Origin of the sequence: Streptomyces griseus subsp. griseus (assembly GCF_000720255.1) — a bacterium.
In the GTDB taxonomy this organism is placed as follows: Bacteria; Actinomycetota; Actinomycetes; order Streptomycetales; family Streptomycetaceae; genus Streptomyces; species Streptomyces griseus_I.
Genome location: NZ_JOJE01000003.1, coordinates 334983 through 351188 on the forward strand (window position 1 = coordinate 334983; position 16206 = coordinate 351188).

16 protein-coding genes are annotated in these 16206 nt (G+C 70.8%); 12 read left to right on the plus strand and 4 right to left on the minus strand.

Annotation, left to right across the window (positions count from 1 at the left end):
* Positions 1-240: 240 nt before the first annotated feature.
* Positions 241-759: a cupin domain-containing protein gene (locus IG99_RS06555; protein ID WP_037670996.1), complete on the plus strand. Its 519-nt coding sequence runs from the start codon at positions 241-243 to the stop codon at positions 757-759.
* Here IG99_RS06555 and IG99_RS06560 read toward each other — a convergent pair.
* Entirely contained in the window at positions 723-1277 is a 555-nt protein-coding gene (locus tag IG99_RS06560; RefSeq protein WP_037670723.1) for a CGNR zinc finger domain-containing protein, read from the minus strand. The two genes, IG99_RS06555 and IG99_RS06560, sit on opposite strands and share 37 nt — an antisense overlap.
* Positions 1278-1303: 26 nt before the next feature.
* Here IG99_RS06560 and IG99_RS06565 point away from each other — a divergent pair, with 26 nt between their 5' ends.
* A complete protein-coding gene (locus IG99_RS06565; protein ID WP_037670725.1) occupies positions 1304-2548 on the plus strand; it encodes an MFS transporter in 1245 nt (414 codons plus the stop codon).
* 51 nt (positions 2549-2599) lie between these two features.
* Here IG99_RS06565 and IG99_RS06570 read toward each other — a convergent pair whose 3' ends face one another.
* Positions 2600-3256: a potassium channel family protein gene (locus IG99_RS06570; RefSeq protein WP_037670726.1), complete on the minus strand. Its 657-nt coding sequence runs from the start codon at positions 3254-3256 to the stop codon at positions 2600-2602.
* Between the two features lie 78 nt (positions 3257-3334).
* Between IG99_RS06570 and IG99_RS06575 the strand changes: the two genes are divergently transcribed.
* A complete protein-coding gene (locus IG99_RS06575) occupies positions 3335-3880 on the plus strand; it encodes an HIT family protein (protein ID WP_037670727.1) in 546 nt (181 codons plus the stop codon).
* Positions 3881-3898: 18 nt separating this feature from the next.
* Here IG99_RS06575 and IG99_RS06580 read toward each other — a convergent pair whose 3' ends face one another.
* Together IG99_RS06580 and IG99_RS06585 are read right to left on the minus strand one after the other, a co-directional pair.
* Positions 3899-5560: a hypothetical protein gene (locus IG99_RS06580; RefSeq protein ID WP_037670729.1), complete on the minus strand. Its 1662-nt coding sequence runs from the start codon at positions 5558-5560 to the stop codon at positions 3899-3901.
* A 250-nt stretch (positions 5561-5810) separates the two neighbouring features.
* Positions 5811-8009: an elongation factor G-like protein EF-G2 gene (locus IG99_RS06585; protein ID WP_037670731.1), complete on the minus strand. Its 2199-nt coding sequence runs from the start codon at positions 8007-8009 to the stop codon at positions 5811-5813.
* A 216-nt stretch (positions 8010-8225) separates the two neighbouring features.
* Here IG99_RS06585 and pgsA point away from each other — a divergent pair, with 216 nt between their 5' ends.
* The 9 genes from pgsA to ruvA all read left to right on the plus strand — a co-directional run bounded on the left by pgsA (position 8226) and on the right by ruvA (position 16186).
* Positions 8226-8969 carry a phosphatidylinositol phosphate synthase gene (gene pgsA, locus IG99_RS06590; protein ID WP_078947560.1) on the plus strand — a complete coding sequence of 248 codons (744 nt, stop codon included), beginning with the start codon at positions 8226-8228 and terminating at the stop codon, positions 8967-8969.
* Complete coding sequence (locus tag IG99_RS06595; RefSeq protein ID WP_037670733.1) at positions 8966-9901, plus strand: phosphatidylinositol mannoside acyltransferase; 936 nt, start codon at positions 8966-8968, stop codon at positions 9899-9901. The genes pgsA and IG99_RS06595 overlap by 4 nt, the downstream gene beginning before the upstream one ends.
* On the plus strand, positions 9898-11067 hold the full coding sequence (locus IG99_RS06600) for a glycosyltransferase family 4 protein (protein WP_037670736.1): 1170 nt from the start codon (positions 9898-9900) through the stop codon (positions 11065-11067). Before IG99_RS06595 ends, IG99_RS06600 begins: the two co-directional genes overlap by 4 nt.
* 816 nt (positions 11068-11883) lie before the next feature.
* Positions 11884-12426 (plus strand): LemA family protein, encoded by a 543-nt coding sequence (locus tag IG99_RS06605; protein ID WP_037670738.1) that lies wholly within the window; start codon positions 11884-11886, stop codon positions 12424-12426.
* A gap of 200 nt (positions 12427-12626) precedes the next feature.
* Complete coding sequence (gene pdxS / locus IG99_RS06610) at positions 12627-13475, plus strand: pyridoxal 5'-phosphate synthase lyase subunit PdxS (RefSeq protein WP_234311763.1); 849 nt, start codon at positions 12627-12629, stop codon at positions 13473-13475.
* 14 nt (positions 13476-13489) lie between these two features.
* Complete coding sequence (pdxT, locus tag IG99_RS06615; protein WP_037670741.1) at positions 13490-14098, plus strand: pyridoxal 5'-phosphate synthase glutaminase subunit PdxT; 609 nt, start codon at positions 13490-13492, stop codon at positions 14096-14098.
* Between the two features lie 49 nt (positions 14099-14147).
* Positions 14148-14900, plus strand: a complete 753-nt coding sequence (locus IG99_RS06620) for a YebC/PmpR family DNA-binding transcriptional regulator (RefSeq protein WP_037670744.1) — start codon at positions 14148-14150, stop codon at positions 14898-14900.
* A 135-nt stretch (positions 14901-15035) separates the two neighbouring features.
* Positions 15036-15584, plus strand: a complete 549-nt coding sequence (ruvC, locus tag IG99_RS06625) for a crossover junction endodeoxyribonuclease RuvC (RefSeq protein ID WP_037670745.1) — start codon at positions 15036-15038, stop codon at positions 15582-15584.
* Positions 15581-16186: a Holliday junction branch migration protein RuvA gene (gene ruvA / locus IG99_RS06630; RefSeq protein ID WP_037670747.1), complete on the plus strand. Its 606-nt coding sequence runs from the start codon at positions 15581-15583 to the stop codon at positions 16184-16186. The genes ruvC and ruvA overlap by 4 nt, the downstream gene beginning before the upstream one ends.
* Positions 16187-16206 lie beyond the last annotated feature (20 nt).

The window sequence follows — 16206 nt, forward strand, 5'->3', positions numbered from 1 at the left end:
CGGGTCCCCGGGATTTCAGCTGACACCGTTCGCGAAATTCCGGGGCGAGCGTGACGTCGGCCTTCATGACCCGCCCGGGTCGTGAAGGCCGACGTCGTGTCCGCCTCCTGGGGCGGCTTCTCCCGGCAGTACTAGGTCCGCAGACCTCAGCCCGGGCAAACCCAAGATCATCCGCAAGCCCGATGCCGACTTGATGTGGGAGCCACCATGCTGGTGGAGACCTGCCAAGAGGAGCGCATCATGTCGTACCCGGAACACCTCAAGTACCCGGAAGCCCGCTACCACGGCACCAAGGGCGAAGTGAACGCGGCCTTCCGCCCGGCCGACAGCCCACCGGACATCTCCTCACCCGGCGCTTCCACCCACTACCTCGCCACCAACGAGTCGACCGGCGGCGAATTCGGCCTGTACAAGGTCGAGCTGGGCGCACGGTCCGCGGGGGCCAAGACCCACTTCCACAAGGCGATGTCGGAGTCCTTCTACATCCTCTCCGGCGAACTGGAGCTGTACAACGGCGAGAAGTGGGTCACGGGCCGCGCGGGCGGCTTCCTGTACGTACCGGTTGGCGGCCTGCACGCCTTCAAGAACGTGACCGACGAGCCCATGTCCATGCTCATGCTCTTCTCCCCGGGCGCCCCACGCGAGGAGTACTTCGAGCAGGTCGCGGAGATCGCGCAGCGCGGCGGCGAAGAGCTCAAGCAGTTTCGCATCCGGCACGACAGCTACTTCCTGGAAGACTTCGAGCCCGGGGAGGAGTAGTCAGCGGCTCGCGCCCGGTGCCTGCGGACGGCGTCGCGGTTGGCACAGCGTTGGGAGCAGTAGCGCTGTCGTCCGGTGCGTGAGGTGTCCGCGAAGGCCGTGTCGCATTCAGTCGTCTCGCAGCGCCGCAGCCGGTGCATGCCCCGGCCGGCCAGATGCAGTGCGGTACCGACCGCGAACAGCGTGAACAGTACGGAGCCGAGTGGCTGTTCCGAGTCCCGGTAATGCAGATGCCAGCCGGAACCGGCATGGGAGGTCAGCCGCGGGTAGGCGGCGGCCTCGGCCAGCATCCGGTTCAGCAGATCGGCGCGCTCCTGCTCTCCGGCGGCGTCGACGACCCTCTCCCAGGCATCGAGTGCGGCCTGGGCGCGGCCGAGATCGTCCGCCGTCACCGGGCGCTCCAGCATGAGACCGGCGGCGCGGCAGCGGTCCGCCAGCTCATCCGCGCTCTGGGGCCGGCGGTTGACCAGGTCCGCGGCCAGGTTCACCGCATCCTCGCCGTAAGGGTTGAGCAGCATAAGACCATTACAACAGTGTGGTCGGCATGACACAACAAACCGCCGGACTCACCGGATCCCAGGCCCGCGACCCGTGGCGCTATCGCTGGATCGTGCTCGGCATCGCCACCTTCACCCAGGCCGCGTCCGGGTTCTTCGTGGGCGGCATCGGAGCCCTCGGCGTCCACCTTCGGAGTGCCCTGGACCTGAGCACGGCGCAGCTGGGGCTGCTGATCTCAGCGGCTCAACTCGTGCCGCTGGCCGGGCTGTTGGTGGCCGGTGAGCTGCTGGACCGCTACAGCGAGCGCTGGGTGGTCGGGATCGGGGCCGGCGCGGTCGGGCTGGCTCTGGGCGCGGGGAGCCTGGCGCCGGGATACGCGGCCCTGCTGGTCGCACTGTTGGTGGTCGGCATGGGTTACAGCACCGTCCAGCCGGGTGGGAGCAAATCGGTTGCGTCTTGGTTCGACGCGTCACAGCGAGGCTTCGCCATGGGTATCCGGCAGGCCGGGCTGCCGCTGGGCGCGGCGCTCGCCTCGGCCGTACTCCCACTCATCGCTGAGGAGTTCGGCTGGCGGGCGACACTGCTGACCGGCGGCTTCGTCGCGCTGCTCGGAGCCGGCCTCTTCATGGGCTGCTACCGTCGGCCGCCCACGCTGCCCGTCCCACAGGACAAGGAACCGTCGGCCTCGCTCGCGGCTCAGCTCCGCGGCCGGCTACGCATGCTCCGTGAACCGTCCACGGTGAAGATCATGCTGTCGGGGACCAGCCTGATCTCGGTGCAGTACGGCGTGGGCATCCTGACCGTGCTCCACCTCCACCAGGCGTCATCGGTCGGCGCCGGGCAGGCGGCCCTGATCCTGGTGGCATCCCAGGGTGCGGGCGTTGCGGGCCGGATATGCCTGGCGGCCTGGAGCGACCGGAGCGGTTCGGGACGCTATGCCATCGTGCTGGTCTGCATGGTCGCCGTGATCGCCGGGCTGACCGTGCTGATGACACCGGCAGGGCGGGCACCGGTCGTCGCTTCCGGCGTCTTCGTCTGGCTCGGTTTCTTCGGATTCGGCTGGTACGGCCCGTGGGTCGCCTACGTCACCGAAGCGGCCCCACCGGGCAAGACCGGCTTCGCCCTGGGTCTGGCCATGTCCGTCAACCAGATCGCCATAGTCACGGTGCCGCCCGTGCTTGGCCTGCTGGTCGACCTCACCAGCAGCTTCACCCCGGCCTGGGCACTGCTGTTGCTGCTGACCGTCGCCGCCCTGGCGGTTACAGCCGTCGCGGAACGCCGCACAGGCTGACGTCCGCACGCCTTGCCCCGCGCCCGCCCCGGAATTCGCCAACGGTGTGGTTCAGCTCCCCGGGGGCCTCTCCTCGTCCCCGCGGGCGAAGGTCTGGAGGAGCCAGGACGAGAAGGAGCCCGTCACGGCGCCCAGGAGGGCCAGGCCGCAGGCCATGAGGGCGACGGCGACGACGCGGCCGCCGGAGGTGACGGGGACGACGTCGCCGTAGCCGACGGTCGCGAGGGTGGAACAGGCGAACCAGATCGAGTCGCCGAACGTCCTGATCGACGCGTTCGGCGCCGTGTGCTCCTGGTCGTATACGACGAGGGCGCCCGCGAACCCGAGCAGTGAGGTCGACAGCCCCGCGTACGCGATCACCCGCAGGTGCAGGGCGAGGCGGGGCTCTCCCCGGCGACGCTGCACGGTCTCGTACATCTTGACGATCCGCACGGGCCGCAGCAGGGGCAGCGCCGCCACCACCGTGTCCATCCAGTGCCGCCGCACGAAACGCGGACCCTCGCCGCTGAGCCGCCAGCGCACCGCGTAGTCGACGAGGAACATCGCCCACGTCGCGAAGGTCACCGCCAGACACAGGTCGCGCCAGGCGCTGGGCCGGCCGGGCCAGAGAACCCAGACCGCGTAGGAGCCCAGGAAGAGCAGCGAGCCGACCGCGAGGGGGATCTCGGCCCGGCGTTCCCAGCGCAGTTGCCGGCTGTCGTCGTCCATCGGCCCAGCTTGGCCCGGGGCGGTCGGGCGGGAGCCCCGGCGCCACGTCGCGAACGGGCGAAGCCATATGCTGCACGCATGACGAGTGAGCCGGAGCAGCAGTGGGGAGTGGGGACCCAGGACGCGTTCCAGCGTCTGTGGACGCCCCACCGGATGGCCTACATCCAGGGCGAGAACAAGCCGACCGGCCCGGGTGCCGACGACGGCTGCCCCTTCTGCTCCATCCCGGCCAAGTCCGACGAGGACGGGCTGGTCGTCAGGCGCGGTGAGCAGGTGTACGCGGTCCTGAACCTCTACCCGTACAACGGCGGTCACCTGATGACCGTGCCCTACCGCCATGTCGCCGACTACACCGACCTGACCACGGCGGAGACGGCCGAGCTCGGGGAGCTGACCAAGCAGGCGATGACGGCGCTGCGCACCGCCTCCGGCGCGCAGGGGTTCAACATCGGCATGAACCAGGGCTCGGTGGCCGGCGCGGGCATCGCCGCCCACCTCCACCAGCACATCGTCCCGCGCTGGGGCGGCGACACGAACTTCATGCCGGTCGTCGGCCACACGCGCGTGCTGCCGCAGCTGCTGGCCGACACCCGGAAGATGCTGGCGGAGGCCTGGCCCGCGTAACGCTCCCCACCGAGGGCGTCACGCGTCGTACACGTCGGCCTTCCTGGGCGAGACGTCCTGCACCGCCGTGCTGAGGAACGCCGAGCGCGCGCCGAACTTCTCGGTGTTCACGCCGTTGTCCTCCAGCACCTTGATCGCCGCCGAGTGCACGACCCGCAGCACGGGCGTCGCGGCGCGCAGGGCGTCGTCGGCCATGAAGCGGTGCCGCCAGGGCTGGTCGGCCCAGGCGTGCCGCAGGCCGAACGGCTCGGGCAGGCCTATGGAGCCGCCGAGCCAGTTCAGCAGCGGCGGGTACCAGGTGAGCGGGGCGCGGACCGCCAGTCGTACCACCTCGTTGGTGTTGACCAGCGGGAGCTTGATCGTGCGGTTCTCCCAGGGCTTGAACTGCTTGGCGACTTCCCTGGTCGGCGCCTCCGGCTTGGTGGTGAACAGGGAGTTCACCGGGCCCAGCGCGTGGCCGGTGACCTCGATGCGCAGGGTCGAGTGCAGCACGGTCACCGTGATCATCATGGTGATGATGAGCTGGCCGTCCCACAGGGTCCACTGCACCCCGAGGTAGTGGCGGTCACCGGCACCGAACTGCTGCTTGTTGCAGATGTCCTGGATGGCGTGCGACTTGACCTGGTACGCGTCGACGTCGGTGCCCTCGGGGCGGGAGACCGCCTTCGCGCCCTCTCCGATCGGGGTGACGATCCAGTGCCGTATCGACGGCTTGGGGAAACCACCGGTGTTCAGCGGGCCGCGTTCCAGCATGCGCAGCTGGTCGTGGATGGAGCGCACGACGTCCCAGCTGCGGAAGGGGTGGATCTCCCGGCCGGGGTCGGCGGGCACCAGGTCCTCGGCGAGCTGCCAGGAGCCCCAGCGGGTGCCCATGCCGAGGATGCCCTTGGGGCCGGCGTAGAAGACGGAGTTCGACTGCTGCTCGGCGCTGAGTTTGCCGAGGGACTGGCGCATCTGTTCGGCGGCGGTGTCGCGCTGACTGGTGGGGACCGCCTCGGGGACCTTGGCGCCCACGCTGCTGCCGGACAGCAGGCTGTCCCAGCGTCCGCGCAGGTCCCTGGCGGTGCGCTCGCAGATCTGGCGGGCCCAGAACCAGCCCAGGACGGGCGCGACGACGCACGCGCGCGCGTACAAGGCCCAGAAACCGGTGAACGGCATCTTCAGCAGGGCGACCACGGCGAGTGCGCCCATGGCGACGAGCAGGGTGGTGCCGAGCGCGGAGGCCCGCTTGTCGTCACGCCGGTCGATCTGGGTGCGCGCGGTGAACACCAGCAGCCAGACCAGGAATCCGGGCAGGAACAGCAGCCCGCACAGCACGATGACGACGATGAGCTTGTTGTCGCGGTCGCGGCGGATGTTGTTGGCCGCGAGGCAGTGCTCGACGACCACCTGGGGCTCGGTCCCGAAGGACTGGATGAGCGGTTTGCGGCCGCTGCCCAGCATCCGGCCCACCACCGCGCCGGCGAAGGCCTCGCCGAGGTTGGGCCGGAAGATCGTGCCCCATTTGCGGCCGGGGCTCACGGCCGACTGGTGCCACTCGTTGTCGGCCTTCTTGATCTCCTCGACCGGGCTGTCCCGGTAGGCCGCCGAGGCCAGCGCGAAGGTCGCCGTCTGCCCCTCGTCGCCCGTACGCGGCACCTGAGGTCCGAAGATGTCCGCGTAACCGCCGTCAACGGTCATTACCGCCCCCGATCGCCGCCATGCTCGCTCCTGCGGCCTTCCCGACTTCCGTGCTCCGCACACCTGTTGATCAGGTCATCAGCGTATCCGCAGGCACCGTGTTCCGTCTGCGGGCGGTCCCAGCCGTCCGCGGAGACGGAAGGGAGCGTTCCCCGCGGGCGACTTGTGCGCGCCGGGCGCCAACCGCACGACGGCGCGCGCCCCTTGCGAACGATAGGGGCGCGCGCACGTTCCCTCTCTTCAAGTGGCCCTACGACGCCGCGCGTTCCTCGCCCCGGACGCGGTCGGCGACCTGCGCGGGCATCGGTTCGTGCCGTGCGTAGGCGCGGTTGAAGCGGGCGGTGCCGTGCGAGAGGGACCGCAGGTCGACGGCGTAGCGGCCGATCTCGATCTCGGGCACCTCGGCGCGGACGAGGGTGCGTCCGCCGGTCGTCTGTTCGGTGCCGAGGACCCGGCCGCGCCGTCCGGACAGGTCGCTCATCACGGCGCCCACGTAGTCGTCCCCGACGAGGACGCTCACCTCGGCGACCGGCTCCAGCAGATGGATCCGGGTGTCCGCGGCCGCCTCCCGCAGCGCCAGCGCGCCGGCGGTCTGGAACGCGGCGTCGGAGGAGTCCACGGAGTGCGCCTTGCCGTCCAGCAGCGTGATCCGCACGTCGACCAGCGGGTAACCCGCGGCGACTCCCTTGGCGGCCTGGGCCCTCACGCCCTTCTCGACGGACGGGATGAACTGCCGGGGCACCGCGCCGCCGACCACCTTGTCGACGAACTCGATGCCCGAGCCGCCCGGCAGCGGCTCCACCTCGATCTCGCAGATGGCGTACTGGCCGTGCCCGCCGGACTGCTTGACGTGCCGGCCCCGCCCGGCGGACCGGGTCGCGAACGTCTCCCGGAGGGAGACCTTGTGCGGGACGACGTCGACCTGGACGCCGTAGCGGCTGCGCAGCCGCTCCAGGGCGACGTCCGCGTGCGCCTCGCCCAGGCACCACAGGACCACCTGGTGGGTGTGCTGGTTCTGTTCGAGCCGCATGGTCGGGTCCTCGGCGACCAGCCGGCTCAGGCCCTGGGACAGCTTGTCCTCGTCCGGTTTGCTGTGCGCCTGGATGGCGAACGGCAGCAGCGGGTCCGGCATCTGCCACGGTTCCATGAGGAGGGGGTCGTCCTTGGCCGAGAGGGTGTCACCGGTCTCCGCGCGGCCCAGCTTCGCCACGCACGCCAGGTCGCCGGCGATGCAGTGCGTCAGCGGCCGCTGCTGTTTGCCGAACGGCGCGGACAGGGCGCCGATGCGTTCGTCGACGTCGTGGTCCTCGTGGCCGCGGTCGGCCAGGCCGTGCCCGGAGACGTGGACCGTCTCGTCGGGATGCAGGGTGCCGGAGAAGACGCGCACCAGGGAGACGCGGCCGACGTAGGGGTCGGAGGAGGTCTTCACGACCTCCGCGACCAGCGGTCCCTCGGGGTCGCAGAGCTTCAGCGCGCGCGGCTTGCCGTCGACGGTGGTGACCTGGGGTGCCTCGCGCTCCAGCGGGGTCGGGAAGCCCCTGGTGACCAGTTCGAGCACCTCGACCGTGCCGAGGCCCTGGCGGGCGCCGTCGGCCGCGGGGGCGGCGGCCAGGACCGGGAAGAACGTGCCGCGCGCGACGGCCCGCTCCAGGTCCTCCACCAGCGTCTTGAAGTCGATCTGCTCGCCGCCGAGGTAGCGGTCCATGAGGGTCTCGTCCTCGCTCTCGGCGATGATTCCCTCGATGAGCCGGTTGCGGGCCTCCTCGATGTCCGGCAGCTGGTCCTCGCCGGGTTCCGACTCCTTCCGTTCGCCGGACGAGTAGTCGAACAGCTTCTGCGACAGCAGCCCGGTCAGACCGGTCACGGGCGCGTGCCCGTCGGGCCCCGCGGGGCCGCGCAACGGCAGGTACAGGGGGAGTACGGCGTCGGGGTCGTCGCCGCCGAACGCCTCCGCGCACGTCCGTGTCATGGCCTCGAAGTCCGCGCGGGCGGACTCCAGGTGCGTGACGACGATCGCGCGGGGCATGCCGACGGCCGCGCACTCCTCCCACACCATGCGGGTCGAGCCGTCCACGCCGTCCGAGGCCGAGACGACGAAAAGGGCCGCGTCCGCGGCGCGCAGACCGGCCCTGAGCTCACCGACGAAGTCGGCGTATCCTGGGGTGTCGAGCAGGTTGATCTTGATGCCGTCCCATTCGACGGGCACCAGGGACAGCTGCACCGACCGCTGCTGGCGGTGCTCGATGTCGTCGTAGTCGGAGACGGTGCCGCCGTCCTCCACGCGGCCCGCCCGGTTCACCGCTCCCGCCGTCAGCGCGAGAGCCTCCACCAGAGTCGTCTTGCCCGATCCGCTGTGGCCGACCAGCACCACATTCCGTACGGACGCGGGGTGGTCGGCCGCCGTAGCCCTGCCGGCGGCTCCGGGGTGTGCGTTCGCCTTGTCGCCCATGATCCTGCCTCCCGTGCACGGTGAGGTCACTGTGGGCGCGGACATGCGGACCCGCGTGCGGTGCGGCTCCGATGACGCCCGCGGTCCTTCGAGCTTTCCACTGTCGTCACGGTGCGTCCATACGAACGACGCGATCGCCCCGTGACCCGGATGCCGTCAGGCCGTGACCCGGGGGTCCGGGTGCCCGACGGCCGTCCACGCGCGGGCGTGGCTACGATGGGCCAGCCGGTGGCCAGCAGGGCCGCGGCGACACCGACCGTCGGGAAGGCCATGCTGAACAAGTACGCGCGTGCATTCTTCACGCGTGTCCTCACACCGTTCGCCGCGTTTCTCATCCGGCGGGGCGTCAGCCCCGACACGGTCACACTCCTCGGTACCGCCGGCGTCATCGCGGGCGCGCTGGTCTTCTACCCCAGGGGCGAGTTCTTCTGGGGCACGGTCGTGATCACGCTCTTCGTCTTCTCCGACCTGGTCGACGGCAACATGGCCCGCCAGCTCGGCCGCTCCAGCCGCTGGGGCGCCTTCCTGGACTCGACGCTGGACCGGGTCGCCGACGGCGCCATCTTCGGCGGCTTCGCCCTGTGGTACGCGGGCAACGGGAACGACAACATCCTGTGCGCCGTCTCGATCTTCTGCCTGGCCAGCGGCCAGGTGGTGTCGTACACCAAGGCCCGCGGCGAGTCGATCGGCCTGCCGGTCGCCGTGAACGGGCTGGTGGAGCGCGCCGAGCGGCTGGTGGTCTCGCTGGTCGCGGCCGGGCTCGCGGGCCTGCACAAGTTCGGGGTGCCCGGCATCCAGTACCTGCTGCCCATCGCGCTGTGGATCGTCGCCGTCGGCAGCCTGGTCACGCTGATCCAGCGGGTCGTCACGGTCCGTCGCGAATCGGCCGAGGTGGAGGCAGCCGAGGCAGCCGAGGCCCCGCAGGAGAACACCTCGCGGGGGAGCGAGGCAGCGAAGTGAGCGTCCAGGAACGGCTCACCGACGCCCTCTACGGCGCCGGCTGGGGCGTGGTCAAGAAGCTTCCGGAGCCGGCCGCAGTACGGCTCGGCCAGTCCATCGCCGACCTCGCCTGGAAGCGCCGCGGCAAGGGCGTACGACGGCTGGAGCGCAACTACGCGCGCGTGGTTCCCGACGCCACCCCGCAGCGGCTTTCCGAGCTCTCCCGCGCGGGCATGCGCTCGTACCTGCGCTACTGGATGGAGTCCTTCCGGCTCCCGGCCTGGAGCGCCGAGCGCGTCAAGAGCGGCTTCGAGCCGAAGGACCTGCACCACCTGACCGACGGCCTCGCCGCCGGCCGGGGCGTGATCCTCGCGCTGCCGCACCTGGGCAACTGGGACCTCGCCGGCGCCTGGGTCACCACCAAACTCCAAACGCCCTTCACGACGGTCGCCGAGCGCCTGAAGCCGGAGACCCTCTACGACCGCTTCGTCGCCTACCGCGAGGGCCTGGGCATGGAGGTCCTCCCGCACAGCGGCGGCACCGCGTTCGGCACGCTGGCCCAGCGGCTGCGCGCCGGCGGCCTGGTCTGCCTGGTCGCCGACCGCGACCTGTCCGCCTCCGGCGTCGAGGTGAAGTTCTTCGGCGAGACGGCCCGGATGCCCGCCGGACCCGCCCTCCTCGCCCAGCAGACGGACGCGCTCCTGCTGCCCGTCACGCTCTGGTACGACGACTCACCCGTCATGCGGGGTCGTGTGCATCCCCCGATCGAGGTACCCGAGGCAGGTACGCGGGCCGAAAAGACGTCTGTCATGACACAGGCGCTGGCAGACGCCTTCGCCACGGGGATCGCCGACCATCCGGAGGACTGGCACATGCTTCAGCGCTTGTGGCTCGCTGACCTGGACCCCGCGTCCGCGCCCGGCGAAGCCACCGCTCCCGGAGGGGCCGCGTGAGAATCGGCATCGTCTGCCCGTACTCCTGGGATGTGCCGGGTGGCGTTCAGTTCCACATCCGCGACCTCGCCGAGTACTTCATCCGCCTGGGCCACGAGGTGTCCGTCCTCGCCCCCGCCGACGACGACACCCCGCTCCCGCCCTACGTCGTCTCCGCGGGCCGCGCCGTACCCGTCCCGTACAACGGCTCGGTGGCCCGTCTGAACTTCGGCTTCCTCAGCGCCGCGCGCGTACGACGCTGGCTGCACGACGGCAAGTTCGACGTGATCCACATCCACGAGCCCACGTCGCCCTCCCTCGGCCTGCTGACCTGCTGGGCGGCCCAGGGCCCCATCGTGGCCACCTTCCACACGTCCAACCCGCGCTCGCGCGCCATGATCGCCGCGTACGCCATCCTCCAGGCGGCCCTGGAGAAGATCAACGCGCGGATCGCGGTGAGCGAGTACGCGCGCCGCACCCTCGTCGAACACCTCGGCGGCGACGCGGTCGTCATCCCGAACGGTGTGGACGTCGACTTCTTCGCCAAGGCCGAGCCCAAGCCCGAGTGGCAGGGCGACACCATCGGCTTCATCGGCCGCATCGACGAGCCCCGCAAGGGCCTGCCCGTCCTGATGCGGGCCTTGCCCAGGATCCTCGCCGAGCGCCCGCAGACCCGGCTCCTGGTCGCCGGACGCGGCGACGAGGAGGAGGCCGTCGCCTCGCTCCCCGCCGAATTGCGCCCCCGCGTGGAGTTCCTCGGGATGATCAGCGACGAGGACAAGGCCCGCTTCCTGCGCAGCGTCGACCTGTACGTGGCGCCCAACACCGGCGGCGAGAGCTTCGGCATAATCCTGGTCGAGGCGATGTCCGCGGGCGCCCCCGTCCTCGCCTCCGACCTCGACGCCTTCGCCCAGGTCCTCGACCACGGCACGGCGGGCGAACTCTTCGCCAACGAGGACGCGCGGGCCCTGGCGGACGCGGCCGTACGCCTGCTGGCAGACCCGGAGAGACGTGCGGAGTTGCGGGAGCGGGGCAGTTCCCACGTCCGTCGCTTCGACTGGTCCACGGTCGGCGCGGACATCCTGTCGGTGTACGAGACGGTCACGGCCGGCGCGGCAGCGGTAGCGGCAGCGGACGACGACCGCACACCGGGCCTGCGGGGCCGGTTCGGCTTGGCACGGGACTGAGAGCGCGGGGTTCGTGCCCGGGCTCCATTGATCTCAGTCCGGCGTTCGAGGATGCGGGGCCTTTCGAAGCGGGTCCAGGTCATCCCAGTCGGCCCGGGGTCTGCGGAGGGCGGTCCAAGTCATCCCGGCTGGTCCGGGGGTCTGCCGAGGCCGGGTCCAGGTCATCCCGGCTGGTCCGGCGGGAACTGTGGGGCGGGTCGGGCGATTTTGGCTGCGCGAGGGGGTTTCCAGGCTGTGTCGGCTGGTTCGGGGGTCTGCCGGGGGCGGTTCAGCCGATACCGGCTGGTCCGGGGGAACTGTGGGGCGGGTCGGGCGATTTTGGGTGCGCGAGGGGGTTTCCAGGCCGTGCCGGCTGGTCCGGGGGTCCGCCGAGGCCGGGTCTGGTCATCCCGGCTGGTCCGGCGGGAATTTTCGAGGTGGGCTCGATCAATTTCGGCTGGTCCGGCGCGAATTTTCGAGGCGGGCTCGGTCAATTTCGGCTGTCCGGCGGGCCTTTGAGGCTGGTCAAGGCAACCCCAGCCGGTTAGGCGGCTTTTGCAGTCGGTGTCGGTAATGCCGGCTGGGCCTGGGGGCTTTTGAGGTCGGTATCGGTGATCCGAGCTGGACCGAGGGCCTTCGGAGCCCGTCCGAGTATCCCCAGCTGGTCCCGGGCCTTTCGAGGCCGGTCCGGGCAATCCCAGCCCGTCCGGCGTTTGAGGACGAGGCCGTTCGAGCCGAAGCAGGGGTCGGAGGGCGGCAGCCCCCAGCAGACCCGGCAGAAACGCCCCGCACAACCCACGGCACCCCAAGCGGAGCGCCCCGGTAGCCTTGCCGCCCGTGACCGCAACCCTCATCTGGATCCTCGTCGTCCTCGCCGCGATCGGCCTGTACCTCAGCTGGACCGCGGGGCGCCTGGACCGCCTGCACGCCCGGATCGACGCCGCCCGTGCCGCGCTCGACGCGCAGCTGCTGCGCCGGGCCTCCGTGGTCCAGGAACTGGCCACCTCGGGCGTGCTCGACCCGGCCGCCTCGATCGTGCTGTACGAGGCCGCGCACGCCGCCCGGCAGGCGGAGGAGGAACAGCGGGAGGTGGCCGAGAGTGAACTGAGCCAGGCGCTGCGGGCCGTGTTCGCGGATCCGCAGCAGGTGGAGGCCGTACGCGAGGCACCCGGCGGCGAGGCAGCGGCCCGCGAGCTGGCGGAGGCCGTACGGCGGGTCCCGATGGCCCGGCGCTTCCACAACGACGCGGTGGGCGCGGCCCGCAGGCTGCGGGAGCACCGCAAGGTGCGCTGGTTCCGGCTGGCCGGACACGCCCCGTTCCCGCTGGCCTTCGAGATGGACGACGAGCCGCCGACGGCCCTGGCGGAGCGCGCCGCGTAGGACTTTCCCGGGGGACGGCCCACGCGCCCGGGGCCGAAAACGATCCACCGGCTCACCATTGGCCCTTGCTGTGGCCTGTGGCCCTCACGTTTCCTCGGTGCTTGCAGCAACCCCCTTCCACCGAGCGAGGTCAACCCGTGTCCAGCACGCTCTCCGACAACCAGACCCCCGAGACCGGCACCGCGCGCGTGAAGCGCGGCATGGCCGAGCAGCTCAAGGGCGGCGTGATCATGGACGTCGTCACGCCGGAGCAGGCCAAGATCGCCGAGGACGCGGGCGCCGTCGCCGTCATGGCCCTGGAGCGGGTCCCCGCCGACATCCGCAAGGACGGCGGCGTCGCCCGCATGTCCGACCCGGACATGATCGAGGGGATCATCGAGGCCGTCTCCATCCCCGTCATGGCCAAGTCGCGTATCGGCCACTTCGTGGAGGCCCAGGTCCTGCAGTCGCTCGGCGTCGACTACATCGACGAGTCCGAGGTCCTCACCCCGGCCGACGAGGTCAACCACTCCGACAAGTGGGCGTTCACCACCCCGTTCGTCTGTGGTGCCACCAACCTGGGCGAAGCCCTGCGCCGCATCGCCGAGGGCGCCGCGATGATCCGCTCCAAGGGCGAGGCCGGCACCGGCAACGTCGTCGAGGCGGTCCGTCACCTGCGCCAGATCAAGAACGAGATCGCCAAGCTGCGCGGCTTCGACAACAACGAGCTGTACGCCGCCGCCAAGGAGCTGCGCGCCCCGTACGAGCTGGTCAGGGAGGTCGCCGAGCTCGGCAAGCTCCCGGTGGTGCTGTTCTCCGCCGGCGGTGTGGCCACCCCGGCCGACGCCGCGCTGATGCGTCAGCTCGGGGCCGAGGGCGTCTTCGTCGGCTCCGGCATCTTCAAGTCCGGCGACCCGGCCAAGCGCGCCGCCGCCATCGTGAAGGCGACCACCTTCTACGACGACCCGAAGATCATCGCGGACGCCTCCCGCAACCTGGGCGAGGCCATGGTCGGCATCAACTGCGACACCCTGCCCGAGACCGAGCGCTACGCCAACCGCGGCTGGTAAGGCGCGTCGGAAACATGACTGAAGCCCCTGTCATCGGCGTCCTGGCCCTCCAGGGCGACGTACGGGAGCACCTCGTCGCCCTGGCCGCGGCCGATGCCGTGGCCAGGCCGGTGCGGCGCCCCGAAGAACTCGCCGAGGTCGACGGCCTCGTCATCCCCGGCGGCGAGTCCACGACCATCTCCAAGCTGGCCGTCCTCTTCGGCGTGATGGAGCCCCTTCGCGCGCGCGTGCGAGACGGCATGCCCGTCTACGGAACCTGCGCCGGCATGATCATGCTGGCCGACAAGATCCTCGACCCGCGCTCGGGCCAGGAGACCGTCGGCGGCATCGACATGATCGTGCGGCGCAACGCCTTCGGCCGGCAGAACGAGTCCTTCGAGGCGGCGGTCGACGTCCGAGGCGTCGACGGCGCCCCCGTGGAGGGCGTCTTCATCCGCGCCCCCTGGGTCGAGTCCGTCGGTGCCAGGGCCGAAGTGCTCGCCGAACACGACGGCCACATCGTCGCGGTCCGCCAGGGCAACGCGCTGGCCACGTCGTTCCACCCGGAACTGACCGGCGACCACCGCGTGCACTCCCTGTTCGTCGACATGGTGCGCGCCAACCGGACGCCGGACTCCTTGTAGGATCGCTGGGGTTCGGTATTGAGATGGGTTACGCGAAGGAGACAGGCAGATGTCCGGCCACTCTAAATGGGCCACGACGAAGCACAAGAAGGCCGTCATCGATGCCAAGCGCGGCAAGCTCTTCGCGAAGCTGATCAAGAACATCGAGGTCGCGGCCCGCATGGGCGGTGTCGACATCGAGGGCAACCCGACTCTGTACGACGCCATCCAGAAGGCGAAGAAGCAGTCGGTCCCGAACAAGAACATCGACTCCGCGGTCAAGCGCGGCGGGGGTCTCGAGGCCGGCGGTGCCGACTACGAGACGATCATGTACGAGGGTTACGGGCCGAACGGCGTCGCGGTGCTCATCGAGTGCCTCACCGACAACCGCAACCGCGCCGCCTCCGAGGTCCGCGTCGCCATGACCCGCAACGGCGGCTCCATGGCGGACCCGGGCTCGGTGTCGTACCTCTTCAACCGCAAGGGCGTCGTCATCGTCCCCAAGGGCGAGCTGACCGAGGACGACGTCCTCGCCGCCGTCCTGGACGCGGGTGCCGAGGAGGTCAACGACCTCGGTGAGTCCTTCGAGGTGCTCAGCGAGGCCACCGACCTCGTCGCGGTCCGCACCGCCCTGCAGGACGCCGGGATCGACTACGACTCCGCCGAGGCCAACTTCGTCCCGACCATGCAGGTCGAGCTGGACGAGGAGGGCGCCAAGAAGATCTTCAAGCTGATCGACGCCCTCGAGGACAGCGACGACGTCCAGAACGTCTTCGCCAACTTCGACGTCAGCGACGAGGTCATGGCGAAGGTCGACGCCTGAGCCGACGCTCACACTTCGAACGGGCCGACGGGACACACCCGTCGGCCCGTCGCCATGTCAGCCGTCGTCAGTGGCATCCGTTGTCAGTGGCACCCGATAGCCTGCACAAACAGGCGAGCGAGAGGGAGGGGCGCGGTGCGGGTACTCGGGGTGGACCCCGGCCTGACGCGATGCGGTGTCGGTGTCGTCGAGGGGGTCGCGGGGCGGCCGCTCACCATGCTCGGCGTCGGTGTCGTCCGCACCCCCGCGGACGCCGAGTTGGGGCAGCGCCTCGTCGTCGTCGAACAGGGCATCGAGCGGTGGCTGGACGAACACCGGCCCGAAGTCGTCGCAGTGGAGCGCGTGTTCAGCCAGCACAACGTCCGTACGGTCATGGGCACCGCCCAGGCCAGCGCCGTCGCCATGCTCTGCGCCGCCCGCCGCGGCATTCCCGTCGCCCTGCACACGCCCAGCGAGGTCAAGGCCGCCGTCACCGGCAGCGGCCGCGCCGACAAGGCACAGGTGGGCGCCATGGTCACCCGGCTGCTGCGGCTCGACGCGCCGCCGAAGCCCGCCGACGCCGCCGACGCCCTCGCGCTCGCCATCTGCCACATCTGGCGCGCCCCCGCGCAGAATCGCCTCCAGCAGGCCGTCGCCCTGCACGCCACCAGAGCAACGCTCCCATCGAAAGGCCGTACGGCATGATCGCCTTCGTCAGCGGCCCGGTCGCCGCCCTCGCCCCCGACTCCGCGGTGGTCGAGGTGGGTGGGATCGGTTTCGCGGTCCAGTGCACTCCCAACACCCTCTCCGGGCTGCGCATGGGACAGCAGACCAAGCTGGCCACCTCCCTGGTCGTCCGCGAGGACTCGCTGACCCTGTACGGCTTCGCCGACGACGACGAGCGGCAGACCTTCGAGCTGCTCCAGACCGCGAGCGGCGTCGGCCCCCGTCTGGCCCAGGCGATGCTCGCGGTGCACTCGCCGGACGCGTTGCGCCGGGCCGTGTCCACCGCTGACGAGAAGGCGCTGATCGCCGTCCCCGGCATCGGCAAGAAGGGCGCCCAGAAGCTGCTCCTGGAGCTGAAGGACCGCCTGGGCGAGCCCATCGGCGCCCCCGCGATCGGCGCCCCGGTCACCCAGGGCTGGCGCGACCAGCTGCACGCCGCCCTGATCGGCCTGGGGTACGCGACCCGCGAGGCCGACGAGGCCGTGACCGCCGTGGCCCCGCAGGCCGAGGCCGCCGGGGGCACGCCCCAGGTCGGGCAGTTGCTGAAGGCTGCCCTGCAGACCCTGAACCGCGCCCGCTGACCCCACGACCCCCGAGGCAT